Here is a 22,955-nt window from a genome sequence, read left to right as displayed (position 1 = left end):
GTGACTTCACTCCTTTATGGGGTTTTCGGTTTGGTTACTTGAAAACTTCTCCAAATTGGGGTGAAGTCCTTTTTTATGGCCCTAAAATCCTTAGTAAATCAAGTGTTGGAAAATTGCAAAAGGCTCAAATAAATATCCCGGGGTAAACTCACGATTAAAGATCTGATAAAGCTCACTTTCCTCCGCGGGAAAAACCCGCCAGTCTTCAGGACTGGCCAGCCAGCGGTCGATAGCCTGCCGGTAGATCCTAACAACAGTGGCGACATACTCGGCCCGCTTCATGCGCCCCTCAATTTTCAAGGCACTGACCCCCGCTTCCATCAGCGCCGGCAGGTGGTAAATCAGGTTCAGATCGCGCGGGCTAAGCAGGTACGCGCCAACTTGCTGGTCTGAGGTCAATTTTCTCCCGCTGGCGTTAACCAGCGCATACCCTAATCGGCAGGGCTGGGCACACCGGCCCCGGTTGCCGCTCCGTCCGCCGATCAAGCTGCTCATCAAGCACTGTCCCGAATAGCAAATACATAGGGCGCCGTGGACGAACACCTCCAACTCCAGAGCAGTTTGTTGACGAATCTCCCGGATTCCCTCCAGAGAAACTTCGCGGGCCAGGACCACCCGCTTGATCCCGTGCTCAGCCAGGAAGCGGACCCCCTCCGCGTTGTGTACTGTCATCTGTGTGCTGGCGTGCAGTGGCAGTTCTGGCAAGGCTTGGCGGGCCAGTTTGATCAGCCCTAAGTCCTGGACAATCACGGCATCAGCCCCGACCTCGTAGAGAAAGTGCAGGTAATCCAGGGCTTCAGCCAGTTCCCCGTTGTCGAGCAAGGTGTTCACCGTGACATAAATCTTGACTCCACGAAGGTGGGCGTGTTCAATCGCTACCCTCAGCTCTTTCTGGTCAAAGTTAGCCGCATACGCCCGCGCACTGAACATTTTTCCACCTAAATAAACGGCGTCAGCCCCGTTGGCAACAGCGGCAATCAGGGCCTCCATCCCCCCCGCCGGGGCCAACAACTCTGGTCGGATCGCCATTATCTCACCTCAAGATCACGCTTCACCCTAACCAAACCCGCACAGGGAACAATGGTCAACCCTGCTGCTTCCAGGTGATCCAGGAAGAGGTTCATCCCCAGGGAATCACTAGCCATGTGGCCAGCAATCACCACATTAATGTGGTGTTTCTCCGCCTCTGTCCGGTGTTTATCGGTCATGTGCATAGACACAATCGTTCCGACCCCGGCATCAGCCAGCTTTTCGTAAGCCTTCTCCGCCCCGCTGGTACCACCGGTCATATCCACAAAAATCTTACCCGCCCGGTTTTTACCCTCTCCTAAAATGACCTGGGGACCAACCTCCATGCGGGCCGCAGAGCGGTACTCGGGAATTTCCTTCAGGGCCTTGACCACATCAGCCACCGTTCGGGGAGACTTCTCAGTAAAAAATTTATTAAGATAAGCCGTAACCAGATTATCAGCCGGGGTGTGGACGCACATCAACGGGAACCCTAAAAGACGGGCGGCGTCAACCGTCTTGTTATGGTTTAACGGCATTAGCCCCCGCTTGACCTCGGTGATCCGGCTGGCCAGCAAACCCTCGGCCACGTTGATTGGCACACCCAACTGGTGGAGAACGTCAGCCTGCAGGTGCATCACCTCATGGAGGGCGGCCAGGGCTTTTCCTTCGGGGTGATGGGCCAGGATCAAATCAACCTGTTGGCCGTTCTCACGCAAGCGGTCAGCCAGCAGAATTTCCCCCACCTCGATGTCGATGCCCACCAGCACCGCTTTAACCTCCTGTTCCGGATCACCCAGCAAAATCCGGGTGTCACTGAATGGGTTGGTCAGTTTTTCTGTGTCAAAATCGCCCCGTTCGTCCTCTTTCATTTCTTCGTATTCTTTATGCAGCCGCTCCAACAACTGCTTGAGTTCAGCTTCACCTCGCGGGTCAGTCTGCCTTCCCAAACGAATAGCCAGTTGATAAATCTCTGCCAATTTCATTACTATCTCTCCTTCCGTCCTCATTATTTCTGGAAATCTGGCTGTACCATCGGTGAAATAAGGCACGTCTCTTTTAGCGTTACGCCCTGTCGATCACCTGCAAGACATAGTCATTAATCTGCGTCAGCGACGTGATGACAGGGTAATTAGCAACAATATTCTCCTGAATTAAAATCGTCGGAACCGGGTTTAAGGTGTGGGTCTCAACCGAAATATCTTCCAGGTTACCGTGATCACTCGTCACGATGATCAGGCTCTGGCTCAAGTTTGTTTCTGCGATCACTGCCCCCAGGAAACGGTCCAGAAGTTCGATGATCTCCATCCCTCTCTTTAAATCCCCCCGGTGGCCGGCCCGGTCGCTTTGAAAGTACTCAAACAAGGTAAAATCGTAGTCATCAGCTATCCTGGCCAGCCTGGTCCCGGCCAGTTCCGGCTCAATCAGCGGCAGGTCAAAACCCCAGAGCCGGAGCAACTCATTGGTGATATCCTGATAAATGGCATTCCCCGCCGCCAGGTCGTCAAAAGTCCGCAGAGGCAAACCGGCGCTCAGGGTGGCCTGGGTTGAGGTTGAATTCCTGGCTTTCCCTTGCGCGGCCAGTTCAAAATACTGGGGACGAAAAGCGTTGGCAAAGGTAGCTTTCTTTCCCCGCTCAGTTACGACTTTGAAAATGCTGTGGCTGCTCAAAAGCTCCCGCAGAGTTTTGGTCGGGTAGGCATTGACGTGGTAGCCGACCACTTGAGCAGCGTTAATTCCCGTCCAGAGGGTGGTTTGCCCAGTTGCGCTCTGGGGAAGGCCGGGCACCCCCAGCGTGGTATCAGTCGGCAGCATAACGGCCAGCGGCCCCACCACGATCCCCACATCCTGATACAAACAGTGACCACCAAGCAAGCGGTCAAGGGTCGGCGTTCTGGCGCGAACATATGGATTTTTCGTCTCATCCCTTTCGCCCAAACCAAAACCATCAATAAAGATCATTAAGACACGCATATCCACCAACCCTATTTCTTTCTGGAGATGGTTCATGGTTATCATTATATCACTTTTTGTTTAAGTTTGGGCAGATTCGCTGGGGCTACCCGGCAAAGGTTGAGAAATCTGCGTTCCTTCCTTGATGGTTCTCAATTCCGCCTGGAGATTGCGCACGACCATTAACAATTGTTCCAAATGGGATTCCATCTTACTGACCTGTTCAGTAATCTCGATCTGACTAGACGGGATAAAAAATGAGGGTTCAGCAACGCTTGGTTCATCCGGTGACTTTTTCGCTAGGCGGTCAAAAACAACACCGCGCGGAAAATCTTCATAGGTTAACAGATAATCTCGGTTGGGGACAGCCTGGATCCCCAAGTCCTTCCGGGTGGCCGGTTCGGCTTCTTCTTTCAGAATAACGCTGAAACCTCCGCAGGGCTCCAGGATACCCTTTTGCACATCGCGGATGTCCCGCACTCCCTGTTTACGCAGTTCCTGCAGCAAGTCATCCAAATTAAACTTCTCGCGCGCCAGGTTTTCCCGAATAATTTCACCGTTGTCGACCATTACCACCGGCCGACCGGAGATCAACCGGGCCAAACGATAGTCTTTAAGGGAAATATACCCCAGACCATACTCCAGGACGCCCAGGGTGAGCAGGACAGCAATCCCCTCATAGAGGGGAATTCGCGGGTCTAGCGCGACTGACGCCAGAATCTGCCCGAAGCCGGTCATGACCACAACATCAAATAGACCAAGTTCACCGAGCGCGCGCTTACCCATGAACCTGACAATCACCAAAGCCAAAAAGTACATGGTGATGGCCCGAAGGATATAACCAATCATCTCTGTCTCCCTACCCCCAAAGGCTGTGCTGTACAGTTGAGATAGATGGCATTTATATCGCTATTCTAAACGGGTTTTTACCATTATAACTGAGTAAATACTTGCGGTTATCAAAAACTGTTTCCAAGTGTACCGGGCGACCCCAAAGGGTGTAGAGGTGTTCTAGGGTTTTATGCGCGTGAATGCTGTCGAGCTCAACCCCTTCGTACTCGTGTCTTAAGTATAACTCTCCGCTGCGATTGTAATCCCCGTCGATGACCACGATATAAGGGATCCCACAGTTGGTCAGACTCTCCGCGATTCCATCCCGCACTTTTTCCCAATCCTTCTCCACAACCTTCCACTGGTAACCCACTTTTTTATACAGGTACAGGTCGAGCTCCTCCACCAGTTCTTTGGTCAGGTAATTGCGAATAAAGGAAACATCGGTCTCCGTTTCCCGCACCTCAAAAATTTTCTGTCGTCCTTCCCCACCTGGCCGGCCATATTTCTTTCGCTCCTCCTCGCTGGGATTGTCCCAGCGCCGCTCGATATCCTCGAAAATCTTCAATCCCAGCAGGTAAGGATTGATATACAGCCGGGATGGATGAATAACCCCCGCGTGCATGCGGGCAAATTCCAGCATTTCTTCATCGGACAGGTCAATTTCCCGCATGATCCGAACATGCCAGTATGTCGCCCATCCCTCGTTCATGATCTTGGTTTCCATCTGGGGGCGGAAATACAGCATCTCATCCCGCAGGATCGAAATAATGTCGCGTTGCCAGTCCTCCAGATCCCGGGCATGCTCCATAATAAACAATAGCAGGTCTCGCTCCGGTTCTGCGGGAATCTTTTTGACCTTGGTGGCCGTCTTCTCCGGCTCCTTGACCCCGATCGACCAGAGATCCTCGTAAGGGCTGACTGGCAGAAGCGTTTCTTTTTCCGTTACCGGCTGCTTCTTTGCTCTCCCAAACGGATCCACATGCTCACTGATCGACATGACCGCGTCCAGAAAAGCCTCCACTGTCTGCCGCCCGTGCTGGATTTCATAACGCCGAATCCGCTCGGCACTGCTGGCCATACTCTCTACCATCCAACGGGAAGTATTGCGGAAACGCCAGTTGTTTTTAAAAAAATCATTGTGGGCAAAAACGTGCGCCGCCACCAGTTTGTTCTGGATCAGTGAATTGGTATCGAGCAAGAAGGCGTAACAGGGATCAGAGTTGATCACCAGCTCATAGATCCGGCTCAAATTGTAATCATACTGGGTTTTTAAACGGTGGTAAGCCTTACCGAAACTCCAGTGTGAAAACCTGGTCGGCATCCCGTAAGCCCCAAAAGTATAAAGCACTTCGGCAGGACAGATTTCAAACCGCATGTCAAAAAAATCGAGGCCAAACTCGCTGGCCTTATCCCTAATCCGGGTGATTTCTTTTTCCAACTGTTGCAGTTCGGCGTTAAGCAACTTTTTTCCCTCCCGTTCTATACCGCGATTGATGCACTGTTTTCACGAAAGAACGCCCTAAGGGTCGGGTAGATATCGTTTTTGCTCGAAATCGTCTCCACCAGCAGTCGAGGGTTCTTGATCTCGCTTAAAGAGTTCTTGAGCGTATACGGGTTGGCCACCACCGGCATGGAATAAAACGGGTCGTAGTAGCTGGCAAACTCGCTATCGTTATCCAGCCTGATTTCGCCATAACCTACCAGATTGCACTTCTCTAATAACCGGCCAATCAGTTCCATACAGAGCTGATTGTCCGAAAACATGTTGTCCCCGTCCGAAAAGTGAAAAGCGTAGATATTGTGGGTGTTGAGGTCGTAACGTTCGTCAATAATCTCCAGGGCCAACTGATACACGGAAGAGCATCTAGTCCCCCCGCTTTCTCCTTTGCTGAAGAATTCTTCCTCCGTCACTTCCCGCGCCTGGGTGTCGTGGGCCAGGAAGACGATCTCCACCTGGTGGTACTTGGTGCGGAGGAACTTGACCATCCAGTAGTAAAAGCTGCGGGCCAGATACTTTTCATACGTCCCCATTGAACCAGATGTGTCCATCATCGCCAGCACCACGGCGCTCGACTGCGGGTTAAGCGTTAGATTCCAGGTCTTATACCGCAGGTCTTCCGGCTTGATTGGGTGCAAGCCCGGCACACCGCTTAAAGCGTTACGCTTGATAGTTTCTAGTATCGTCCGTTTTTTGTCCACATTGTTCATCAAGCCTTTTTTGCGCACATCGTTAAAAGTGACGGCTTCCGTAGACAACTCTGGGTCCTTCTTGGGTTCCAAGTTTGGCAGGCCCAGGTCTTCGAAAACCAACTCCACCAACTCGTCAATCGTCACTTCCGCCTCGTAGTAATCGACCCCGGGCTCTTCACCCGCCTTCCTCCCCGTGCCGGTGCCCACTTCCAGGTCCGCATCCAGCACATCACCAACCTGGCTGTCACCATTACCCTGGCCGCTGTGGGTCTGTTTATTGTGGTTAAAGCGGAAGCGGTACTCCTCCAGGGAACGGATGGGGATCTTGATGATTTTATCCCCATCAGCGGTAATGATGCTTTCTTCGCTGACGATGTCAGCCAGGTTTTTTCTGATCGCCTCCCTAACCTTCTCCTGGTGGCGTTGCTGGTCGATCTGCCCCCGTCGGTGCAGCGTCCAATCCTCTTGAGAAATACTAAAGGACGCCAAGCTCATCGTTCTTCCCTCCAACACTATCGGTTAAGCAAGCTTCCCGTGTATTTTAACAACTCGTTGGCGCAGACCGGACAATATCCGTGCTCATCAATCAGTCTGGCCGTGACTTCATTAATCCGCCGCAGTTGTTCCGCATCCGGGGTCTTGGTCGAGGTGGTAATCTTGACTACGTCCTTCAGGTCGGCGAACAATTTCTTTTCGATCGCCTCACGCAACCGCTCGTGCGAATTGTAGTCGAAGCGTTTCCCTTTGCGAGCGTACGAAGAAATGCGAATCAGGATCTCCTCCCGGAAACTCTTCTTTACCGTTTCCGCTACCCCGATCTGTTCTTCGATGGATCGCATCAGTTTTTCGTCCGGGTCAACCTCCTCATCAGTGATCGGATCCTTGAGCTTCACTTCGTTGCAGTAGGCCTCGACGTTGTCCAGATAGTTGTTGAAGAGGGTGCGGGCTGATTCTTCATAGGCGTAAACAAACGCCTTCTGTACCTCCTTCTTGGCAATTTCGTCGTACTCTTTCCTTGATTCGGCAATGAAATTAAAGTAGCGCTCTTTTTCTTCCTTGGTAATCGACGGGTGCTGGTCAAATCCGTCCTTGAGGGCACGCAGGACGTCCAGGGCATTAATGCAAACCGCACCGCGCTGGATCAGGGCACTGGAAAGACGGTTGATAACATACCGGGGATCGATACCGCTCATCCCTTCACCAACCACTTCATTTTGCAGTTCGCGCAAATCTTTTTGCTTGAAGCCTTCGACCTCTTCTCCATCGTAGAGCTTCATCTTTTTGACCAGGTCCATCCCCTGTTTCTTGGATTCTTTCAGCCGGGTCAGAACAGAGAACATCGCGGCCGTCCGCAGGGCGTGCGGGGCAATGTGCACATCCTTCAGGTCACTCTGTTTAATTAATTTTTCGTAGATCTTGACCTCATCCGAAACCTTGAGGTTATAGGGAATCGGCATCACGATAATCCGGGAATGCAGGGCCTCATTCTTCTTATTGCTGATAAACGACCGGTATTCCGTCTCATTGGTGTGGGCCACGATCATTTCATCAGCGGAAATCAGAGCGAACCGCCCCGCCTTGAAATTCCCCTCCTGAGAAAGACTGAGGAGATTATAGAGAAACTTCTCGTCACATTTGAGCATCTCTTGAAACTCCATCAAACCACGGTTGGCTTTATTCAATTCTCCGTCGAAGCGGTAGGCCCGGGGGTCAGACTCTGAACCGTAGATGGAGATCGTAGAAAAATCGATGCTGCCAGTGAGATCGGCGATATCCTGGGACTTCGGGTCCGAGGGGCTAAAGGTCCCGATTCCGACCCGGTCCTCTTCGGAAATAAAAATCCGCTGAACCACCACATCCTCAACACGACCCTTGTACTGGCTGTGCAGCATCAGCCGGCACGACGGGCAGAGGTTGCCTTCCACCGTAATGCCGAACTCTTTTTCCACCTCGGGACGAAGTTCCTTGGGGATGAGGTGTAGCGGCTCCTCGTGCATAGGACAACCTTTAATGGCGTAAAGGGCACCCTCATCGGTCCGACTGTACGCTTCCAAACCGCGCTTCAACATGGTCACAATCGTTGACTTACCACCGCTGACTGGCCCCATCAGCAGCAGGATTCGTTTGCGCACATCCAGCCGTCGGGCCGCCGGATGAAAATACTCTTCGACCAAACGCTGCAGGGCCTGCTCAAGTCCAAAAATCTCCTTTTCGAAAAAGTGGTAGTGTTTGATCCCATTGATCTCCTCAACACCGGCGGCTTTGATCATGTTATAGATCCGGGCGTGGGCATGCTGCGCCAGGCCGGGGTTTTTAACGACCATTTCGAAGTACTCTTTGAACGTTCCTTGCCAGGCTAACTCTTGTTCTTTTGAACGATGCTCCTCCAGAAGTCCCATTAGATTCATCTTATTGATTCCCCCTTTATCGACCTGTGGTTTCGTTAAACTCCTCACTGTCACTAGTATTTCCAGATCATCCAGGAATATACCGTAATTGTCTGATTATGGAGAATTGGCATATGTATGATTCGGGGCATAAAAAAAGAACCCAACCTTTTTGTTGGGCTAACATCGGGATTGGCTACCTTCCGAGTCGTTTCAGCAACTTGTCCAGCGGCAGGGTGTTCAAGACATCCTCCTTGGTTAGCCAGCCGCGGCGGGCAGTGGCCACCCCGTACTTCATATCATCAAACCGCCGCCAGTCATGGGCGTCCGTGTTAATGGCCATGGTGATCCCTAAATTTTTCGCCTGACGGCAATGCGCGTCGCCCAGGTCCAGACGGTCCGGGGAAGCGTTGATTTCCAGGATGGTCCCAGTTTGACGCGCCACCTCCAAGACCCGCTCCACGTCTAAAGCGTATGGTTCCCGCCGCCCCAAGAGCCGGCCGGTCGGATGGGCCAAGATGTCTACATGCTCATTTTTCAGCGCAGCCACTACTCGTTCAGTCAACTGCTCGCGCTCCTGTTTAAAACCAGTGTGAACCGAGGCGATCACCACGTCCAGGTCGCATAATACATCGTCAGAAAAGTCAAGCGCCCCGTTGCTTAGGATGTCGACTTCGATGCCGCTGAGCAGGCGAAAATCCTTAAATTCCTCATTCAGCTTCTCAATCTTAATCCGCTGGTACATCAAGCGTTCCTCATTGAGCCCCCGCGAGATAGCCAGGGACTTGGAGTGATCAGTGATCGCCAGGTACTCATACCCCCGGTGTTGAGCGGCTTCCGCCATCTCCTCCAGGCTGTGGACCCCATCGCTCCAATCGGTGTGAACATGCAAGTCTCCCCGAATGTGTTCCAGTTCTAACAGATCAGGCAACTGCCCACGGCGGGCCGCCTCAATCTCTCCTCGGTTTTCTCTGAGTTCTGGCGGAATATAATCAAGGCCCAACTGGCGATAAATGTCTTCTTCGCTCTGCCACTCTTTTGGGGCCATACCGCCCAGCCCGGTCAGGTCAAGCCCGCTCCCCTGCTCCAGGGCAATCTGCTGCAAAGCCTGGTAGTGACCCTTTGAACCCGTCGACCACAGCAGGGTAGGAAAAAATTGCGCCGGCGCGACCAGTAACAACTCGCACCTGGCCCCCCCTGTGGTCAACACCACCAGTCGGTCGCCTTCTTCATATACAATTTCTTGAATAAGCGGGTGTTTGACAAAAACCTCCCGGACCCGTGCGGGTTTAGTGGAAGCCACCAGTAAATCGATGTCCCCAACCAACTCCTGGCGGCGGCGCAAACTCCCCGTGATACTAACCCGCTCAACATCTGGCAAAGTAGAAAGATAACCGGTCAGTTCCTCGGCGATCGGGTCAGCAATCCCCAGGGTAACTCTGGCTCCCTGGTTACGCAAGAGGTCAATACCACGCAGAATGGCCAGTTCAGTTTTACTGCCCATCCCTGGCAGTTGGCGAATTTTTCGGCTCCGTGCCGCCTCCTCCAGTTCATCCAGGCTGGTTATACCCAGGTGCTGATAAATCAACTGGACAGATTTTGGCCCCAGGCCGGGAATAGCCAGAAAATTGAGGAGCCCGCGGGGGACCCGCTGTTTTATCTCCTCATATTCTGGGAAAGTGCCAGTAGTAAGCAATTCCCGAATATTATTGGCCAACTTCTTGCCAATACCGTCAACTTTTTCCAGCTGGCCGGTTGAATTTAACTGGTTAATGTCTTCCTCCAGGTTCTCGATGGACTGGGCACCCTTGCGGTAGGCCCGAATTTTATAGATATTTTCGCCCAGAATTTCCATCAAATCAGCCATTTCCGCCAGGACCCACGCCACTTCCACGTTCCTCATGGTATCGCTCCCGAAACCATTTACCTGTATTCTACCTATTATCGCGTGGCTATTTACCCTTTTCTTCCTCAATAAGCTTAATCAGACTGTCATAATCCTCTTGCAATTTGACCAGCTCATCCGCCAAGTTCAGCGCCGTTAACACGGCCACTTTTGCCCCTGATAGTTGGGGATTACGCTGGCTGATCTGCCGCATCCGTTTGTCAACATAGGCAGCCAGCATCTCAATGTACTCGCGGGTCACCGGCCCTTTGACAACATAATCTTCCCCGAAAATCTTCACCATCACCCGGGCTTTGCTGTCTTTTACTTCCGGCAAATCACTCACTTCCAATTCCCTCCGACTCAATGTCAGCATTTTCTTGACACTTGTAGCGAAAAACAAGCAGGGCTACTTTCGACAATCAAGTCTACTCCCGGCTATATTCTGCATGTGAAGACAAATATCCTGTTTTTTAGAGGGATTGAACCGGAATTACCAGAAAAATGAGTTATCTGAACTCTACTCCCAACTCAGCCTGCAACGCCTGTTTAATCCGATCGTGTTGTTGATTAACTTCCTCGTCAGTCAGGGTACGGTCCTCCGCCTGATAAATCAGCGTATAGGCCAAACTCTTATATCCCGGCGGTACCTGGGTCCCACGGTAAACATCAAACAGGTTGAATTGTTTCAACAGGGGCTGCCCATTGGCCGCGATGACCCGAGCAATTTGATCCGCCAGGACCTCTTCCTTGACCAGCATCGCCATGTCGCGGTCGATGAACGGATATTTTGGTAAGGCTGTGTAACGTTTCGCGGTCTGGACATGCTGGATAACCCGCTCCAGGTCAATTTGAAAAACACAGGCCCGGCCTGGCAGATTGTAGTTTTCCAGGACATCGGGATGAACCTCGCCGATCACCCCGATCACTTCTTCTGCTCCAATAATCTCCGCCGTCCGGCCGGGGTGGAAAGTAGGTTCATTGACTTGCGGAGCAAAAGAATAATTCTGTAAACCAATTCCGGTCAAAAAAGCTTCGACAATTCCCTTCAAGTAATAGAAATCCCTGATCACAGGTTTACCGCTCCAACCAACCCACTGCTCTCCCAGGACCGCGCCGGCGACCGTCATAGTTTCTTTAGGCAGGGCCACCGAACTGCCGCTGGGAAAGAACACATTCCCGAGCTCGAAAAAGGCCAGGTTAGACTGCTGACGACTGGTATTACGCCGCAAAACCTCAAGAAGGTTAGGAATTAAAGTCGTCCGCATAATACTCTGTTCTTCGCTGAGCGGGTTGGTGATTACCACCGCCTGACGCAGCGGACTGGTATCAGGCAGCTTGATCAAGTCAAAAACCCGTGGGCTGACAAAACTAAAAGTAATCACCTCATTCAGTCCACAAGCTGTGAGCAGTTCCCGACACTGGTTGATCAGTTTTTGCGCAAAAGTCTGCCGTCCCTGAGTCACCTTGCCCTCTGGTAAAGTGACAGGGATCTGGTCATAACCGCGCAACCTGGCCACTTCCTCAATCAAATCAATTTCCCAACGTAGATCCCCCCAGCGGTAAGATGGGATCTTCACTCTAATCAGGTTCTCGTCCACCACCGTTAGCTCAAACTGAAGGCGCGAGAAAATTTCCACTACCGCGGCCTGGTTGAGATCGGTCCCAAGGATTTCGTTCACCCGGGAAACGCGTAAGTTTATCTCAATCGGTTCAGCCGGGCGGGGATACTCATCGATTACCCCCGGAACCACTTCCCCAAACCCTAGTTCCTGGATCAGCTGCGCCGCTCGGTCTGCCGCACGAACCGCTCCTTCCAGGTTCACTCCCTTTTCAAAGCGGAACGAAGCCTCGGAATGCAATCCCACTTTGCGGGATGTTTGCCGGATGTTCACCCCTTCAAAGTAGGCCGACTCGAGTAAAATTGTTCGGGTCTGGTCGGTGATTTCTGTTTCCAACCCTCCCATTACACCAGCCAGGGCCACCGGCCGGCGCGCATCAGCGATAACCAACATCTCGCCATCTAGTTTCCGGGCAACCCCATCGAGGGTGGTTATTTTTTCTCCCTCAGCTGCCCGCCGGACAACAATCCGGTGTTCCGCCAACAGATCGTAGTCAAACGCGTGGAGCGGTTGGCCCAGCTCCAGCATCACATAATTGGTGATATCAACGATATTGTTGATGGGCCGCACCCCGACCGCCTGCAAACGCTCCTGCATCCAGGCCGGCGCCGGACCGATCTTGATATTTTTCACCACCCGGGCTGCGTAACGCCGACACAGGTCGGGTGCCAGGATCTCAACGGCCGCCATCCTATGAATATCCCCTTCCCCCTCATTGACCGAGATGGTCGGCAAATGCAACTGGCCACCGGTGATCGCCGCAATTTCCCTGGCGATGTTAATGATACTCAAGCAATCCGCCCGGTTCGGGGTAAGTTCAAATTCCAGGATATAATCATCTGCTCCCAACGGCTCAATGTTCTCGACAGCCAGGCCGGCCATCGTCAACCGCCGGGCCAGTTCCGGCGGGCTAAGGGCAATATCAACGTAGTCCTTTAACCACTTGTAGGAAACGCGCATTCGATTCACTCCTCACGAAATATTTCTTCGCTCAAGGTGTACACACAACCTTTATCACCGGCTAGAACTGCTTCAGGAACCGCCAATCGTTTTCGAAAAACAGCCGCAGATCATCGATCCCGTACTTCAGCATAGTGATTCGTTCGACCCCCAACCCGAAAGCGAAACCGCTGACCTCCTCAGGGTTATAACCGGACATTTCAAACACCCGCGGGTGGACCATTCCCGCCCCCAAAATCTCTAACCAGCCAGTGTGGGAGCAGGCCCGGCAACCCACCCCACCACACATCATACACGAAATATCAACCTCAGCACTTGGTTCAGTAAAGGGGAAAAAGCTTGGCCGCAGGCGGATCTCCCGCTCAGGGCCAAACATTTGCCTGGCAAAGGTTAAGAGCGTCCCCTTCAGATCCGCCAGGGTCACCCGGCGGTCCACCATCAGCCCTTCTACCTGATGGAACATGGGGGAGTGGGTGGCATCATCATCCCGGCGGTAGACTTTCCCCGGGGCAATGATCCGGACCGGTAGGGATGGCACCCTGGCCTCTAACGTGCGTACCTGGACGGGTGAGGTATGGGTACGCAAAAGGATCTCAGAAGAAATGTAAAATGAATCCTGCATGTCGCGCGCTGGGTGCTCCTTGGGGATGTTCAAGGCCTCAAAGTTATAGTAGTCCAGTTCCACTTCAGGCCCCTCAGCAATCTCAAAACCCATCCCAAGAAAAATCGACTTGATCTCATCCATCACCTGGGTGATCGGGTGTTTTTTACCAAGTTGAAAAACTCGGCCCGGCAAAGTAACGTCAATGGTTTCCCGCTCGAGGTGGCGCTGTTTTTCTAACAACTTGAGTTCTTCTAATCGCCGGGCCAGCAGGTTTTCCAAGACGTTTCTAACCGCGTTGGCCACCTGTCCCACCCGGGGGCGTTCTTCGGCTGGCAGGGCTCCCATTCCCCGCAGTACCTGGGTGAGGACGCCTTTCTTCCCCAGGTACTTGATCCTCAATCCATTCAGGGTCTCGCTGTTTGCCGCCGACAGAATTGCCTTCTCGGCTTCTTGCCGCATTTTTTCTAGTTGTTCTAACACTTGCAAAAACCCCCTTCGATAAAGCTTAAACACCATAAAAAAAACTTTCCTCCCCTGAAGGGACGAAAGCTTGTCTTCCGCGGTACCACCCTAGTTAATCTTTCTGCTCGATTCACTCAAACCAGACCGATAGATCTGGCTTACCCTTAACGGCGGAATCAACCGGCGAGACCTACTTAACACCGGGTCCAGTGTGTTCAGTCCGCTGTTTGTGGGTGAATTTCCCCAGGGGCTTTTACCTAACGGTACTTTCAGTCACGATACCGTCTCCCTGAAGGCTGCCCCTAGCTACTTATCCCACGCATCACATTTCATCGATTTTAATATTTGAAACCTCAACCTACTGCAACAACAATCGTTTGTAAATGATGTAGGCGGCAATGGAACCAGTGGCTTCGAAGATCCTCCAAAAAAAGTCGGCAGGTAACATGTTTAAACACCCTCCAGGAGATTTTTTGGGGTCTTTTTTAGCCAAATTATATCACGCCGCCACATCCTTGGCAAGCTGAGCTCCCGACCAGCCGCCGCTGTCTGGCCACTTCATACAAAAGAATTCCCGTGGCCACCCCCACGTTCAACGATTCTACCTGTCCCGCCAGGGGAATTTTGACAATCTGGTCTGCTATTTGGCAGAGTTCAGACTGGCAACCATGCGCTTCATTACCAACAACTATCGCCAGCGGCTGGGTGTAGTCCGCCTGATCATAGAGGTGTTCCGTCTCCAGGTCACTCACCACCAGTTTAATCCCCTGCTCTCTCAACCAACATATTTGTGCTGGCTCAACCTCGGTCAGCACCGGCAAACGAAAAATTGAGCCCATGGTGGCCCGGAGAACCTTGGCATTGTACAGATCCACCGTGCCCTTTAAGACCACCACCCCGCTTACTCCCGCTGCTTCGGCAGTCCGGATGATCGTACCCAGATTACCTGGATCGCGCAACTGATCAATGATTAATAAAAAAGGAATACTGGTTCGACCCAGCACGTCATCCCAGGTCCAATGGAATTGCTCGACCACGGCCAATACACCCTGCGGAGTCTCCGTATCGGCTAACAACGCCAGAAGCTGGTCCTTCACCGGCACCAGATCAATCCCTAAGCACTTGGCGACTTCAATCAGCCGACGACCACGCTCGTGCTGTAAAATCCTGTCCGCATAAATCACCGAACGCACTCGCGCCGAACTCAGCGCCTCCTCAACAAACCGAAGCCCCTCGATCAGGAATTCCCCACATTTTTCCCGCCCGCGTCGGGTAGCCAGGTTGCGTAGATGTTTGATATACGGATTACTCATAGAATAAATGATCTTTTTCAAGTCCGCTCACTCTCGTTTTATTCCCAACCGACTTCAAGTTTTACCAGGTCGTCGTTATTGCCAAGAACAACCAAAATATCTCCTCCCTGAATAACATCGGAAGCACCGGGAGAAACAATAATCTCTTTTTCTCGCCTGATCGCCAAGACCACTACTCCAAACCTGGCCCGTAAATCGGCTTCCCCTAACGATAAGCCAACCACTTTCTTCGGGGCTTGGAGTTCAACAATGCTATACTCAGACGACAAGTTAATCTGGTCGATCACATTGGCTGACACCAAGTGGTGTGCTACCCGCACCCCCATATCGCGTTCCGGATAGACTACCTTATCCGCGCCTACCTTTTCTAAAACCTTACCGTGGAGGTCATTCATCGCTTTGGCGACCACGCACTTAACCCCCAACTCTTTAAGTTGCACAGTTACCAGGATACTGGCCTGCAGGTCATTACCGATCCCAACGATGACCACGTCAAAGTTTCTGATTCCCAAGGCCTTCATGGCATCCACATCCAGTGCATCCACCTGAACGGCGTGGGTGACGTCGTGCATGATCGCTTCAATTTCATGCTCATCATTATCAATTGCCAGGACCTCGTAGCCCATCTTGTGCAGTGTCCGGGCCAGACTGCTGCCAAACCGGCCTACGCCGATCACCGCAAATTGCTTCTTCATTGAATCCTTCCTCCTAGCCAACAATGATTTTTTCTTCCGGATAACGGAACTTCCCGGCCTGCTGGCGCTGCCAGATAGCCAGCATGACGGTTAGTGGACCAACCCGGCCCGCGAACATGGTAAAAATAATTAATACCCGGCCGATGTCACTCAGGCGAGGCGTCAGTCCCATGGTGAGACCCACCGTACCGAAGGCCGAAACGGTTTCGAATAAAACCATTAAAAAATCAGCCTGTTCGGTAAAAGTCAAAATCATGGTAACAGCGGTCACCAGCGAAGCCGCCCATAAACTGATGGCCAAAGATTTGAAAATAGCATCTGACGGAAGGCGACGACCAAAAATCTCGGCATCGGTCTTACCCACGACCACCGACCAAGCCCCGACAACCAGAGTCCCAAAGGTGGTTGTCTTAATCCCACCACCGGTCCCGCCGGGTGAGGCACCGATAAACATCAGGATTAATACCAGAAATTGCGTAGCCTGGGTCAAAGCCGATATATCCAGGGTATTGTAGCCAGCTGTCCGCGGTGTCACCGCCTGGAAAAAGGCCGACAACACGGAACCCAGCAGGCTCAAGGACTCAATGGCATTCTTCGACTCAAGGAGCCAGATCAGCGCTGTGCCCACCAAAATCAGCAGAGCAGTGATAGCGATGGCCATTTTCGAGTGCAGGGACAACCGGGAAAACCGCCGGTTACGGGCCACATCACCCAGAACGAAAAATCCCAATCCACCTAGAATAATGAGCGTGGGGATTGTCAGGGAAACAACGGGATCTTCAACATAGTGGGTCAGACTGGAAAATGGGCCGTATACCGGGCCAAACAGGTCAAATCCCGCGTTGCAAAAAGCAGAAATACTGTGGAAAAAACCGAAGTAAATCCCTTTTACCCAACCCAGATCGTAAGCGAAGCGGATTGATAAAACAATGGCCCCCAACCCTTCAATCAGAAGCGTCATGCTGATAATGTTCCGGGTCAGCCGAACAACCCCTTCCAGGCTTAGAGCGTTCAGGGCCTCCTGCATGATCAAACGTTCGCGCAGGTTGATCTTTTTCCCCACCACCAGAGCAAACAGAGTAGTCATGGTCATGATCCCCAATCCCCCCATCTGGATCAGGGCCAGGATCACCAGTTGACCAAAAACGGTATAGTGCGTCCCTGTGTCTACGACCACCAGGCCAGTCACACAAACAGCAGAAGTGGCGGTAAACAAGGCTGTGAGAAACGGGGTGGGCTGACCGCTACGTGCCGCAACAGGTAAAGTCAAAAATAGAGCCCCGATCAGGATCAAACCCGCGAAACCAGCCACCAGAATTTGCGCTGGGGTAAAACGTTCTAAGATCTTGTGAATGTGACGGATTTCTCCAACTCGATGTTCCACCCGCTGGCTAAAAACCAACCGATTCATCGGTACCACCACCAGACAATTGGGCTAAGAAAAAGCATGGTATTTGACATACCATACTTAATTTCTATATAAGTCACCTGGTTTATACAAATTATTGGTTTAGTGTTTCCTTGGCCATACTGACCAGTTGGTTGAAGGCAGAAGGATCGTTCACAGCTAGATCAGCCAGCATTTTCCGGTTAATATCTACCCCAGCTCGCTTCAGACCAAACATCAGCCGGCTGTAGGACATTCCATTCAGCCGAGCCGCGGCATTTATCCGCGCGATCCATAATTTGCGGAAATCACTCTTCTTATCTTTGCGGTGAGCGTAAGCATAATTCAGTGATTTCATTACCTGCTGCTTCGCCGTACGGTATAGCTTCGACTTGGCGCCCCGGTATCCTCTAGCCAATTTAAGAATCTTCTTATGTCGTCTATGGCTGGTAACGCCGCCTTTTACTCTAGGCATGACTATATAACCCCCTCTTGTTATCGCGATTACTAAAATTATAGGTAAGGAATTAATCGAACGACTCGCTTGGCATCAGCCGCACTGACCAGACCGGCTTTGCGCAGGTTACGCTTTCTTTTTGCCGACTTTTTCTCGAGGATATGGCTCTTAAAAGCTTTTGACCTCTTGATCTTACCAGTTGCGGTTTTCTTAAATCTCTTGGCAGCACCACGATGCGTCTTAATTTTGGGCACGAATAGTCCTCCTCTCGTTAATCGTGTTTCGGGCTGAGAATCATGATCATGTTTCGTCCCTCGACTTTGGGCTCCCGTTCGACCGCAGCCAAATCCTTGACCGCTTCCGCCAATCGGGCACACAGTTCTTGGCCCAGTTCAGCGTGAGAGATTTCCCGTCCTCTGAACATTACGGTCACCTTCACTTTATCGCCATCTTCTAAAAATCTGGCCACGTTTTTGACCTTTACTTGGAAATCATGCTCCTCAATGTTAGGTCGCATCTTAATTTCTTTGATGTTAATAACCCGTTGCTTCTTACGCGCCTCTCGTTCACGCTTGCTCTGCTCATACTTGAACTTGCCGTAGTCCATAATTCGGCAAACCGGTGGTTTGGCCGTCGGAGCAACTTCAACCAGGTCCAGGCCCTTTTCCTGAGCCACTTTAAGCGCGTCTCGCACCGACATTATTCCTAATTGTTCGCCCGTCTCACTAACCAGCCGAATCTCACGGGCCCGGATATCCTCGTTGATCCGCAAATCTTTGCTAATAAGTGTCACCTCCATAAAAGATTAAAAGCAGGTGTAAAGTCACCCGCTTGAAAAAGGCAATAAGAAAACCATTTTTATGGCTGTATATTTGCCCAAAAACCTTATCAGTAGCGGAACCGCACCATAAGGTGAGAAGCGGATGGCTTCTACTTAATACATTAATACAAGTTTTCTCTCGAAGAAAGTATACACAAATCCCCAAAGATTGTCAACATTTTCTGCCGGCTAATTCTCCAGAACCAGCAGACCGTCGGTGGAATCCCCTGGAACCCCTATTTTTTCTCACGAATTTCCTCCAAAATCTGGTCCACAAACCGCTCGAAGGGCATCACCCCCACGTCGCCTTTCCCCCGCTGGCGGACAGCGACAGTATCGCTTTCCATTTCCTTGTCCCCGACGACCAGAAGGTATGGGATCCTGGCTAACTGTCCTTCCCGAATCTTAAAGCCCGTCTTCTCATTTCGCGCGTCAACCTCAACCCGCAGGCCCGCTTCCTCCAATCGTTTAGCAACCTGGTTGGCGTAATTACTATGCCGCTCCGTGATCGGCAGGATTCTCGCCTGGACCGGGGCCAGCCAGACTGGAAAAGCACCCGCATAGTGTTCCGTCAAGATGCCAATGAACCGTTCGATGCTGCCAAAGATCACCCGGTGAATCATCACCGGCCGGTGTTTCTGGCCATCGTCACCGACATAGGTCAGGTCGAACTTCTCGGGCATAAGGAAATCCAACTGAATCGTGCCGCACTGCCAGGTCCGACCAAGGGAATCCTTGAGGTGGAAGTCAATCTTCGGTCCGTAGAAAGCGCCGTCGCCTTCGTTAACCACATATGGCATCCTCTTTTCCTCCAGAGCCTGACGCAGGGCCGAGGTCGCTCGCTCCCAAATCTCGTCTGAACCCATGGCCTTCTCGGGTTTGGTCGAAAGCTCCACATGATAGGAAAAGCCGAAAATCTTATAGAAATCGTCGACCAGATCGATGACACCCTTGATCTCGTCGGTAATCTGGGATGGGAGCATAAAGATATGAGCATCATCCTGGGTAAAGCAGCGGACCCGCATCAACCCATGCAAGACCCCGGATTTTTCGTGTCGGTGAACCAGCCCCAGTTCACCTAAGCGAATCGGTAAATCCCGGTAACTATGCAGTTGGGTTTTGTAGACCAGGATGCCACCCGGGCAATTCATAGGCTTAACCGCATAGTCCTCTTCATCAATCTGCGTAAAATACATGTTGTCCCGGTAGTGATCCCAGTGGCCGGACCGCTCCCACAGGGACCGGTTGAGGATGATCGGGGTCCGGATCTCCTGATAACCCCGTTTGCGGTGTTCTGTCCGCCAAAAGTTTTCGAGTTCATTCCTGATGATCATGCCTTTCGGTAAGAAAAACGGGAATCCCGGACCTTCGTCCATAATGGTGAATAACTGCAGTTCAGCGCCCAGCTTACGGTGGTCGCGCCGTTTCGCCTCTTCCAGGCGGTACAAATAATCATCCAGTTCAGCCTTTTTGGGGAAAGAAGTCCCGTAAATACGCTGGAGCATCTTGTTTTTTTCGCTCCCGCGCCAGTATGCACCAGCCAAGTTCATCAGTTTTACCGCCTTGATCCTCCCGGTCGAAGGGACGTGCGGACCGGCGCACAGGTCAACAAACTCGCCCTGCTGATAGGTGCTGATGACTGCCTCTTCTGGCAGGTCGCGGATTAATTCTACCTTGTAGTTCTCACCACGCTCGGCAAAAAACTGGATTGCGTCTTCCCGACTCAACTCCTGACGGATAAAAGGATAGTCGGCCTTAATGATGGCTTCCATTTCCTGTTCAATTCTCGCCAAGTCATCAGGAGTAAAGGTATACTCCGAGTCAAAGTCATAATAGAAACCGTTTTGTATGGCCGGCCCAATCCCCAGTCTGGTGCCCGGAAACAACCGTTGGACAGCTTGCGCCATGATATGGGAAGTACTGTGCCGGTAGACGCTCTGTCCCTCTTCGCTCTCAAATGTGATGATCTCCAATTCGCCGTCTTCCTTAATCGGCCAGTCCAGGTCGCGCAGAATCCCGTTGTATTTACCCACTAGGGCCCTCTGGGCCAGACCGCGGCTGATGTCAGCAGCCACCTGACTAATGGTCACTCCCGCCGGATACTCTCTGATTGAACCATCTTTTAAACGGATTTTGACTTGTTCCAACGCTAACTCCTCCCAACTTATAAAAATTCTATCGACTCCTTAGCCAACCGCATCCTACATAAACAAGAAAATCGACTTCGTCGACTATATCAGGTTGTCGATTTACTTTAGGAAACTTATCCACAGCTAGAGTTTAAGCATAGTTTTCTAGACGAAAATAAACCCCTCGCCGGTTAGGGGCGAGAGGTTTCTCCCGTGGTTCCACCCTGTTTAGAAGACAAAGAACTGTTTTCTCACTCGATTGCCAGGTAACGGCGGCGGCCGGCCTCATTTACTCACCCCAAAGGTTTTCTACTAGGCGGTTTTGAGGGGGTTTTCCACTTTGGCCAATACAAAAAGTGCTTTCAGCCCTGGCACTTTCTCTCTGGTGCAAGCCAATAAGTGTACTCGTCCTCAGCATTACCGTTCTTATATTATGATATTTTACCAGCTTTTCGGCATTAATTATATGGTTTTTCTGCTGGCTTGTCAATCTCAACGAAACAGGTAGATAATCCCCACCTGCATTAAACCAATCAACAAACCCAACACCCCACCAAGCCATTCGATGTGACGAAATTCTCGCTGCGCCACAGCGATGACCAGGTTCTCCAATTCATCAAGTTGGTAGCTTAAAATCTTCTCTTCCACGATTTTCCCCAAGTGGACTTCCGACCTCAAATAATTACTTATTTGCCCGGTTATTCGCTCAATTAGCGCTGGCGCTTCCCGATTCAGAATCGCCCGGATTGATTCAGCAAGCAGATTGCTTATAGAAGACGGAACAAACGCCGGTATACTTCTCACCAGGCGGCTAACAATAATAAGGCTAGCGATTCGGGCAACCTTCTCCTGCGTCTCTGGCGTGTTAAAGCGGTTGAGCACATCATCGACCGAAAGCAAGTCGTTTTCGATCACTTCACCGATTTTTTTTTGCTATCTCCGCCTGCCTTCTAGGAATCAAACCCTGTAATTCGTAATTGAGCAGCGGCAGCTTGATGGGCTCAACTGGCCGAAACAACAAACGAATAGCAATCACATTTGTGAGCCAACCGATCAAGGCACTAATCAGCGGAATGGCAATATACTGCACCAGCATAGTGTTATTTCTCCAAACCATTACAATCTAGGACGAATATAGCAAAATAAGAACATATTTTCAACTTATTCACACAAAAAGGGTCGAAAACAATCGACCCCCCCTAGTCTCGGTGTTCAGTTGGGGCCAGCCTTACTGGCGCTGATAAAGACAGGTATCACATCCAGGACAAATGCCCACCCGATCACCAAATACATTCTTGATCGTAACCATTGATTCAAGGTACATGTTGCTTTCATGGAAATGCAGGATTACTCGCTGCGGGGCAATGGTGATCAGGGCGCTGATCAGCAGGTCTTCATAATTAATCTCGCTGTCAAGGCCAGCGACAAACCCTTCAAGATAGTCGCTTTTGACAAGACTGCCTTTTGCATCATACAGTTGAAAAATTCCGGAGGCACGCAAAACCACGTGTATTTCAGCCATTCGAGGTTCCTGGATTTCTACAAAATATTGTAAGAGTCGGACAAACTCGTTGTATTCCTTTTCCATCATCAGCTCGTCGACGGCCATGTCAACCGCCTCACGGAGCTCATTGAGGTATTCTTTCAAACGAAAATTAATGAACCCATCGATAATTATTTCGTTATTGGCATGTAGGTAATCGATGGCCTTATGCAAGATTTTGCTTTTGCGGTCGAGTTGATAAACCAGTTGATTGGCGGAGATACCGTCACACTGGTTTAAGAAACGCAAAGTCTTCTGGGCCAAGTTCTCTTTTTCCTGTTCACTGAAGTATGGGTAATGCTCCTTAATCAGTTTCCTGATCAGTATGGGTTCCCAGTAATTGACGATAATTTCTGAAACTACGTTGGCTATATAGTGTTTAAAGAGTAAGAACAACTCCTCGTTGGAGTAATCGGTAATCCCACCTGGATTTATAATATTACACCCCAAAAAGGTGTACTCTCCCCGTTCTTTGGAATTGAGGACAACCTGAAAGCCATTATTTTGAAGGGTTTTGACCTCACCGTAGAGTTTGTCGCGGATAGCTTCAACGTATTTGCTTGAACCAATCAAGATTCCTGCGGTCACCAAAATCCCCCCTTTCGTGTTAGTAATATTATATGTGGGTAGTTTTTTGAGTATACAGTTATCACCAGCCGTGTACCATGAGGATGGTTTCCAGGGTATCACATCCCCACCAACTATG

General features: G+C 51.1%; 21 protein-coding genes and 2 other annotated features. All 21 genes read right to left on the bottom strand.

From position 1 onward, the window contains the following. Positions 1 to 90: 90 nt before the first annotated feature. A complete protein-coding gene (locus HPY81_06615; GenBank protein NPV27113.1) occupies positions 91 to 1,029 on the bottom strand; it encodes a U32 family peptidase in 939 nt (312 codons plus the stop codon). After that, the gene (locus HPY81_06610; protein NPV27112.1) at positions 1,029 to 1,994 is read right to left on the bottom strand and encodes an NGG1p interacting factor NIF3; all 966 of its coding nucleotides are present in this window, start codon (positions 1,992 to 1,994) and stop codon (positions 1,029 to 1,031) included. Before HPY81_06610 ends, HPY81_06615 begins: the two co-directional genes overlap by 1 nt. Positions 1,995 to 2,073: 79 nt before the next feature. Beyond that, positions 2,074 to 3,027 (bottom strand): metalloenzyme, encoded by a 954-nt coding sequence (locus HPY81_06605; GenBank protein NPV27111.1) that lies wholly within the window; start codon positions 3,025 to 3,027, stop codon positions 2,074 to 2,076. Positions 3,028 to 3,042: 15 nt separating this feature from the next. Next, a complete protein-coding gene (locus HPY81_06600) occupies positions 3,043 to 3,810 on the bottom strand; it encodes a DUF421 domain-containing protein (GenBank protein NPV27110.1) in 768 nt (255 codons plus the stop codon). A gap of 52 nt (positions 3,811 to 3,862) precedes the next feature. Then, on the bottom strand, positions 3,863 to 5,257 hold the full coding sequence (locus HPY81_06595; protein ID NPV27109.1) for a SpoVR family protein: 1,395 nt from the start codon (positions 5,255 to 5,257) through the stop codon (positions 3,863 to 3,865). 17 nt (positions 5,258 to 5,274) lie between these two features. After that, positions 5,275 to 6,480 (bottom strand): sporulation protein YhbH, encoded by a 1,206-nt coding sequence (gene yhbH / locus HPY81_06590; GenBank protein NPV27108.1) that lies wholly within the window; start codon positions 6,478 to 6,480, stop codon positions 5,275 to 5,277. Positions 6,481 to 6,497: 17 nt separating this feature from the next. Continuing rightward, positions 6,498 to 8,393: a PrkA family serine protein kinase gene (locus HPY81_06585; GenBank protein ID NPV27107.1), complete on the bottom strand. Its 1,896-nt coding sequence runs from the start codon at positions 8,391 to 8,393 to the stop codon at positions 6,498 to 6,500. A gap of 175 nt (positions 8,394 to 8,568) precedes the next feature. Next, positions 8,569 to 10,275: a DNA polymerase/3'-5' exonuclease PolX gene (polX, locus tag HPY81_06580; protein NPV27106.1), complete on the bottom strand. Its 1,707-nt coding sequence runs from the start codon at positions 10,273 to 10,275 to the stop codon at positions 8,569 to 8,571. 49 nt (positions 10,276 to 10,324) lie between these two features. Then, a complete protein-coding gene (gene zapA / locus HPY81_06575) occupies positions 10,325 to 10,633 on the bottom strand; it encodes a cell division protein ZapA (protein ID NPV27105.1) in 309 nt (102 codons plus the stop codon). 133 nt (positions 10,634 to 10,766) lie between these two features. Continuing rightward, on the bottom strand, positions 10,767 to 12,839 hold the full coding sequence (locus HPY81_06570; GenBank protein ID NPV27104.1) for a phenylalanine--tRNA ligase subunit beta: 2,073 nt from the start codon (positions 12,837 to 12,839) through the stop codon (positions 10,767 to 10,769). A 61-nt stretch (positions 12,840 to 12,900) separates the two neighbouring features. Further along, positions 12,901 to 13,923: a phenylalanine--tRNA ligase subunit alpha gene (gene pheS, locus HPY81_06565; GenBank protein ID NPV27103.1), complete on the bottom strand. Its 1,023-nt coding sequence runs from the start codon at positions 13,921 to 13,923 to the stop codon at positions 12,901 to 12,903. A gap of 476 nt (positions 13,924 to 14,399) precedes the next feature. Continuing rightward, complete coding sequence (locus HPY81_06560) at positions 14,400 to 15,218, bottom strand: RNA methyltransferase (protein NPV27102.1); 819 nt, start codon at positions 15,216 to 15,218, stop codon at positions 14,400 to 14,402. Positions 15,219 to 15,256: 38 nt separating this feature from the next. Next, complete coding sequence (locus HPY81_06555) at positions 15,257 to 15,913, bottom strand: TrkA family potassium uptake protein (protein ID NPV27101.1); 657 nt, start codon at positions 15,911 to 15,913, stop codon at positions 15,257 to 15,259. Between the two features lie 13 nt (positions 15,914 to 15,926). Continuing rightward, positions 15,927 to 17,267: a Trk family potassium uptake protein gene (locus HPY81_06550; GenBank protein NPV27100.1), complete on the bottom strand. Its 1,341-nt coding sequence runs from the start codon at positions 17,265 to 17,267 to the stop codon at positions 15,927 to 15,929. A 148-nt stretch (positions 17,268 to 17,415) separates the two neighbouring features. After that, positions 17,416 to 17,775 carry a 50S ribosomal protein L20 gene (gene rplT, locus HPY81_06545; protein ID NPV27099.1) on the bottom strand — a complete coding sequence of 120 codons (360 nt, stop codon included), beginning with the start codon at positions 17,773 to 17,775 and terminating at the stop codon, positions 17,416 to 17,418. A 38-nt stretch (positions 17,776 to 17,813) separates the two neighbouring features. After that, entirely contained in the window at positions 17,814 to 18,011 is a 198-nt protein-coding gene (gene rpmI / locus HPY81_06540) for a 50S ribosomal protein L35 (GenBank protein ID NPV27098.1), read from the bottom strand. 17 nt (positions 18,012 to 18,028) lie between these two features. Beyond that, positions 18,029 to 18,556: a translation initiation factor IF-3 gene (locus HPY81_06535; protein NPV27097.1), complete on the bottom strand. Its 528-nt coding sequence runs from the start codon at positions 18,554 to 18,556 to the stop codon at positions 18,029 to 18,031. Then, positions 18,555 to 18,699 (bottom strand) — a sequence feature (ribosomal protein L20 leader region). Its footprint overlaps the gene before it by 2 nt. A gap of 114 nt (positions 18,700 to 18,813) precedes the next feature. Next, complete coding sequence (gene thrS, locus HPY81_06530) at positions 18,814 to 20,724, bottom strand: threonine--tRNA ligase (GenBank protein NPV27096.1); 1,911 nt, start codon at positions 20,722 to 20,724, stop codon at positions 18,814 to 18,816. A gap of 172 nt (positions 20,725 to 20,896) precedes the next feature. Next, positions 20,897 to 21,133: a binding site (T-box leader), on the bottom strand. A gap of 65 nt (positions 21,134 to 21,198) precedes the next feature. Then, positions 21,199 to 21,621, bottom strand: coding sequence for a DUF445 family protein (locus HPY81_06525; protein NPV27095.1), 423 nt, complete (start codon positions 21,619 to 21,621; stop codon positions 21,199 to 21,201). Position 21,622: 1 nt separating this feature from the next. Then, positions 21,623 to 21,802 (bottom strand): DUF445 family protein, encoded by a 180-nt coding sequence (locus HPY81_06520; GenBank protein NPV27094.1) that lies wholly within the window; start codon positions 21,800 to 21,802, stop codon positions 21,623 to 21,625. A 132-nt stretch (positions 21,803 to 21,934) separates the two neighbouring features. Continuing rightward, the gene (ytxC, locus tag HPY81_06515; GenBank protein ID NPV27093.1) at positions 21,935 to 22,837 is read right to left on the bottom strand and encodes a putative sporulation protein YtxC; all 903 of its coding nucleotides are present in this window, start codon (positions 22,835 to 22,837) and stop codon (positions 21,935 to 21,937) included. Between the last annotated feature and the right edge of the window lie 118 nt (positions 22,838 to 22,955).

This window comes from Bacillota bacterium, from assembly GCA_013178045.1.
Lineage (GTDB): Bacteria > Bacillota > Ch66 > Ch66 > Ch66 > Ch66.
This window is presented reverse-complemented; position numbering and strand designations above follow the sequence as displayed.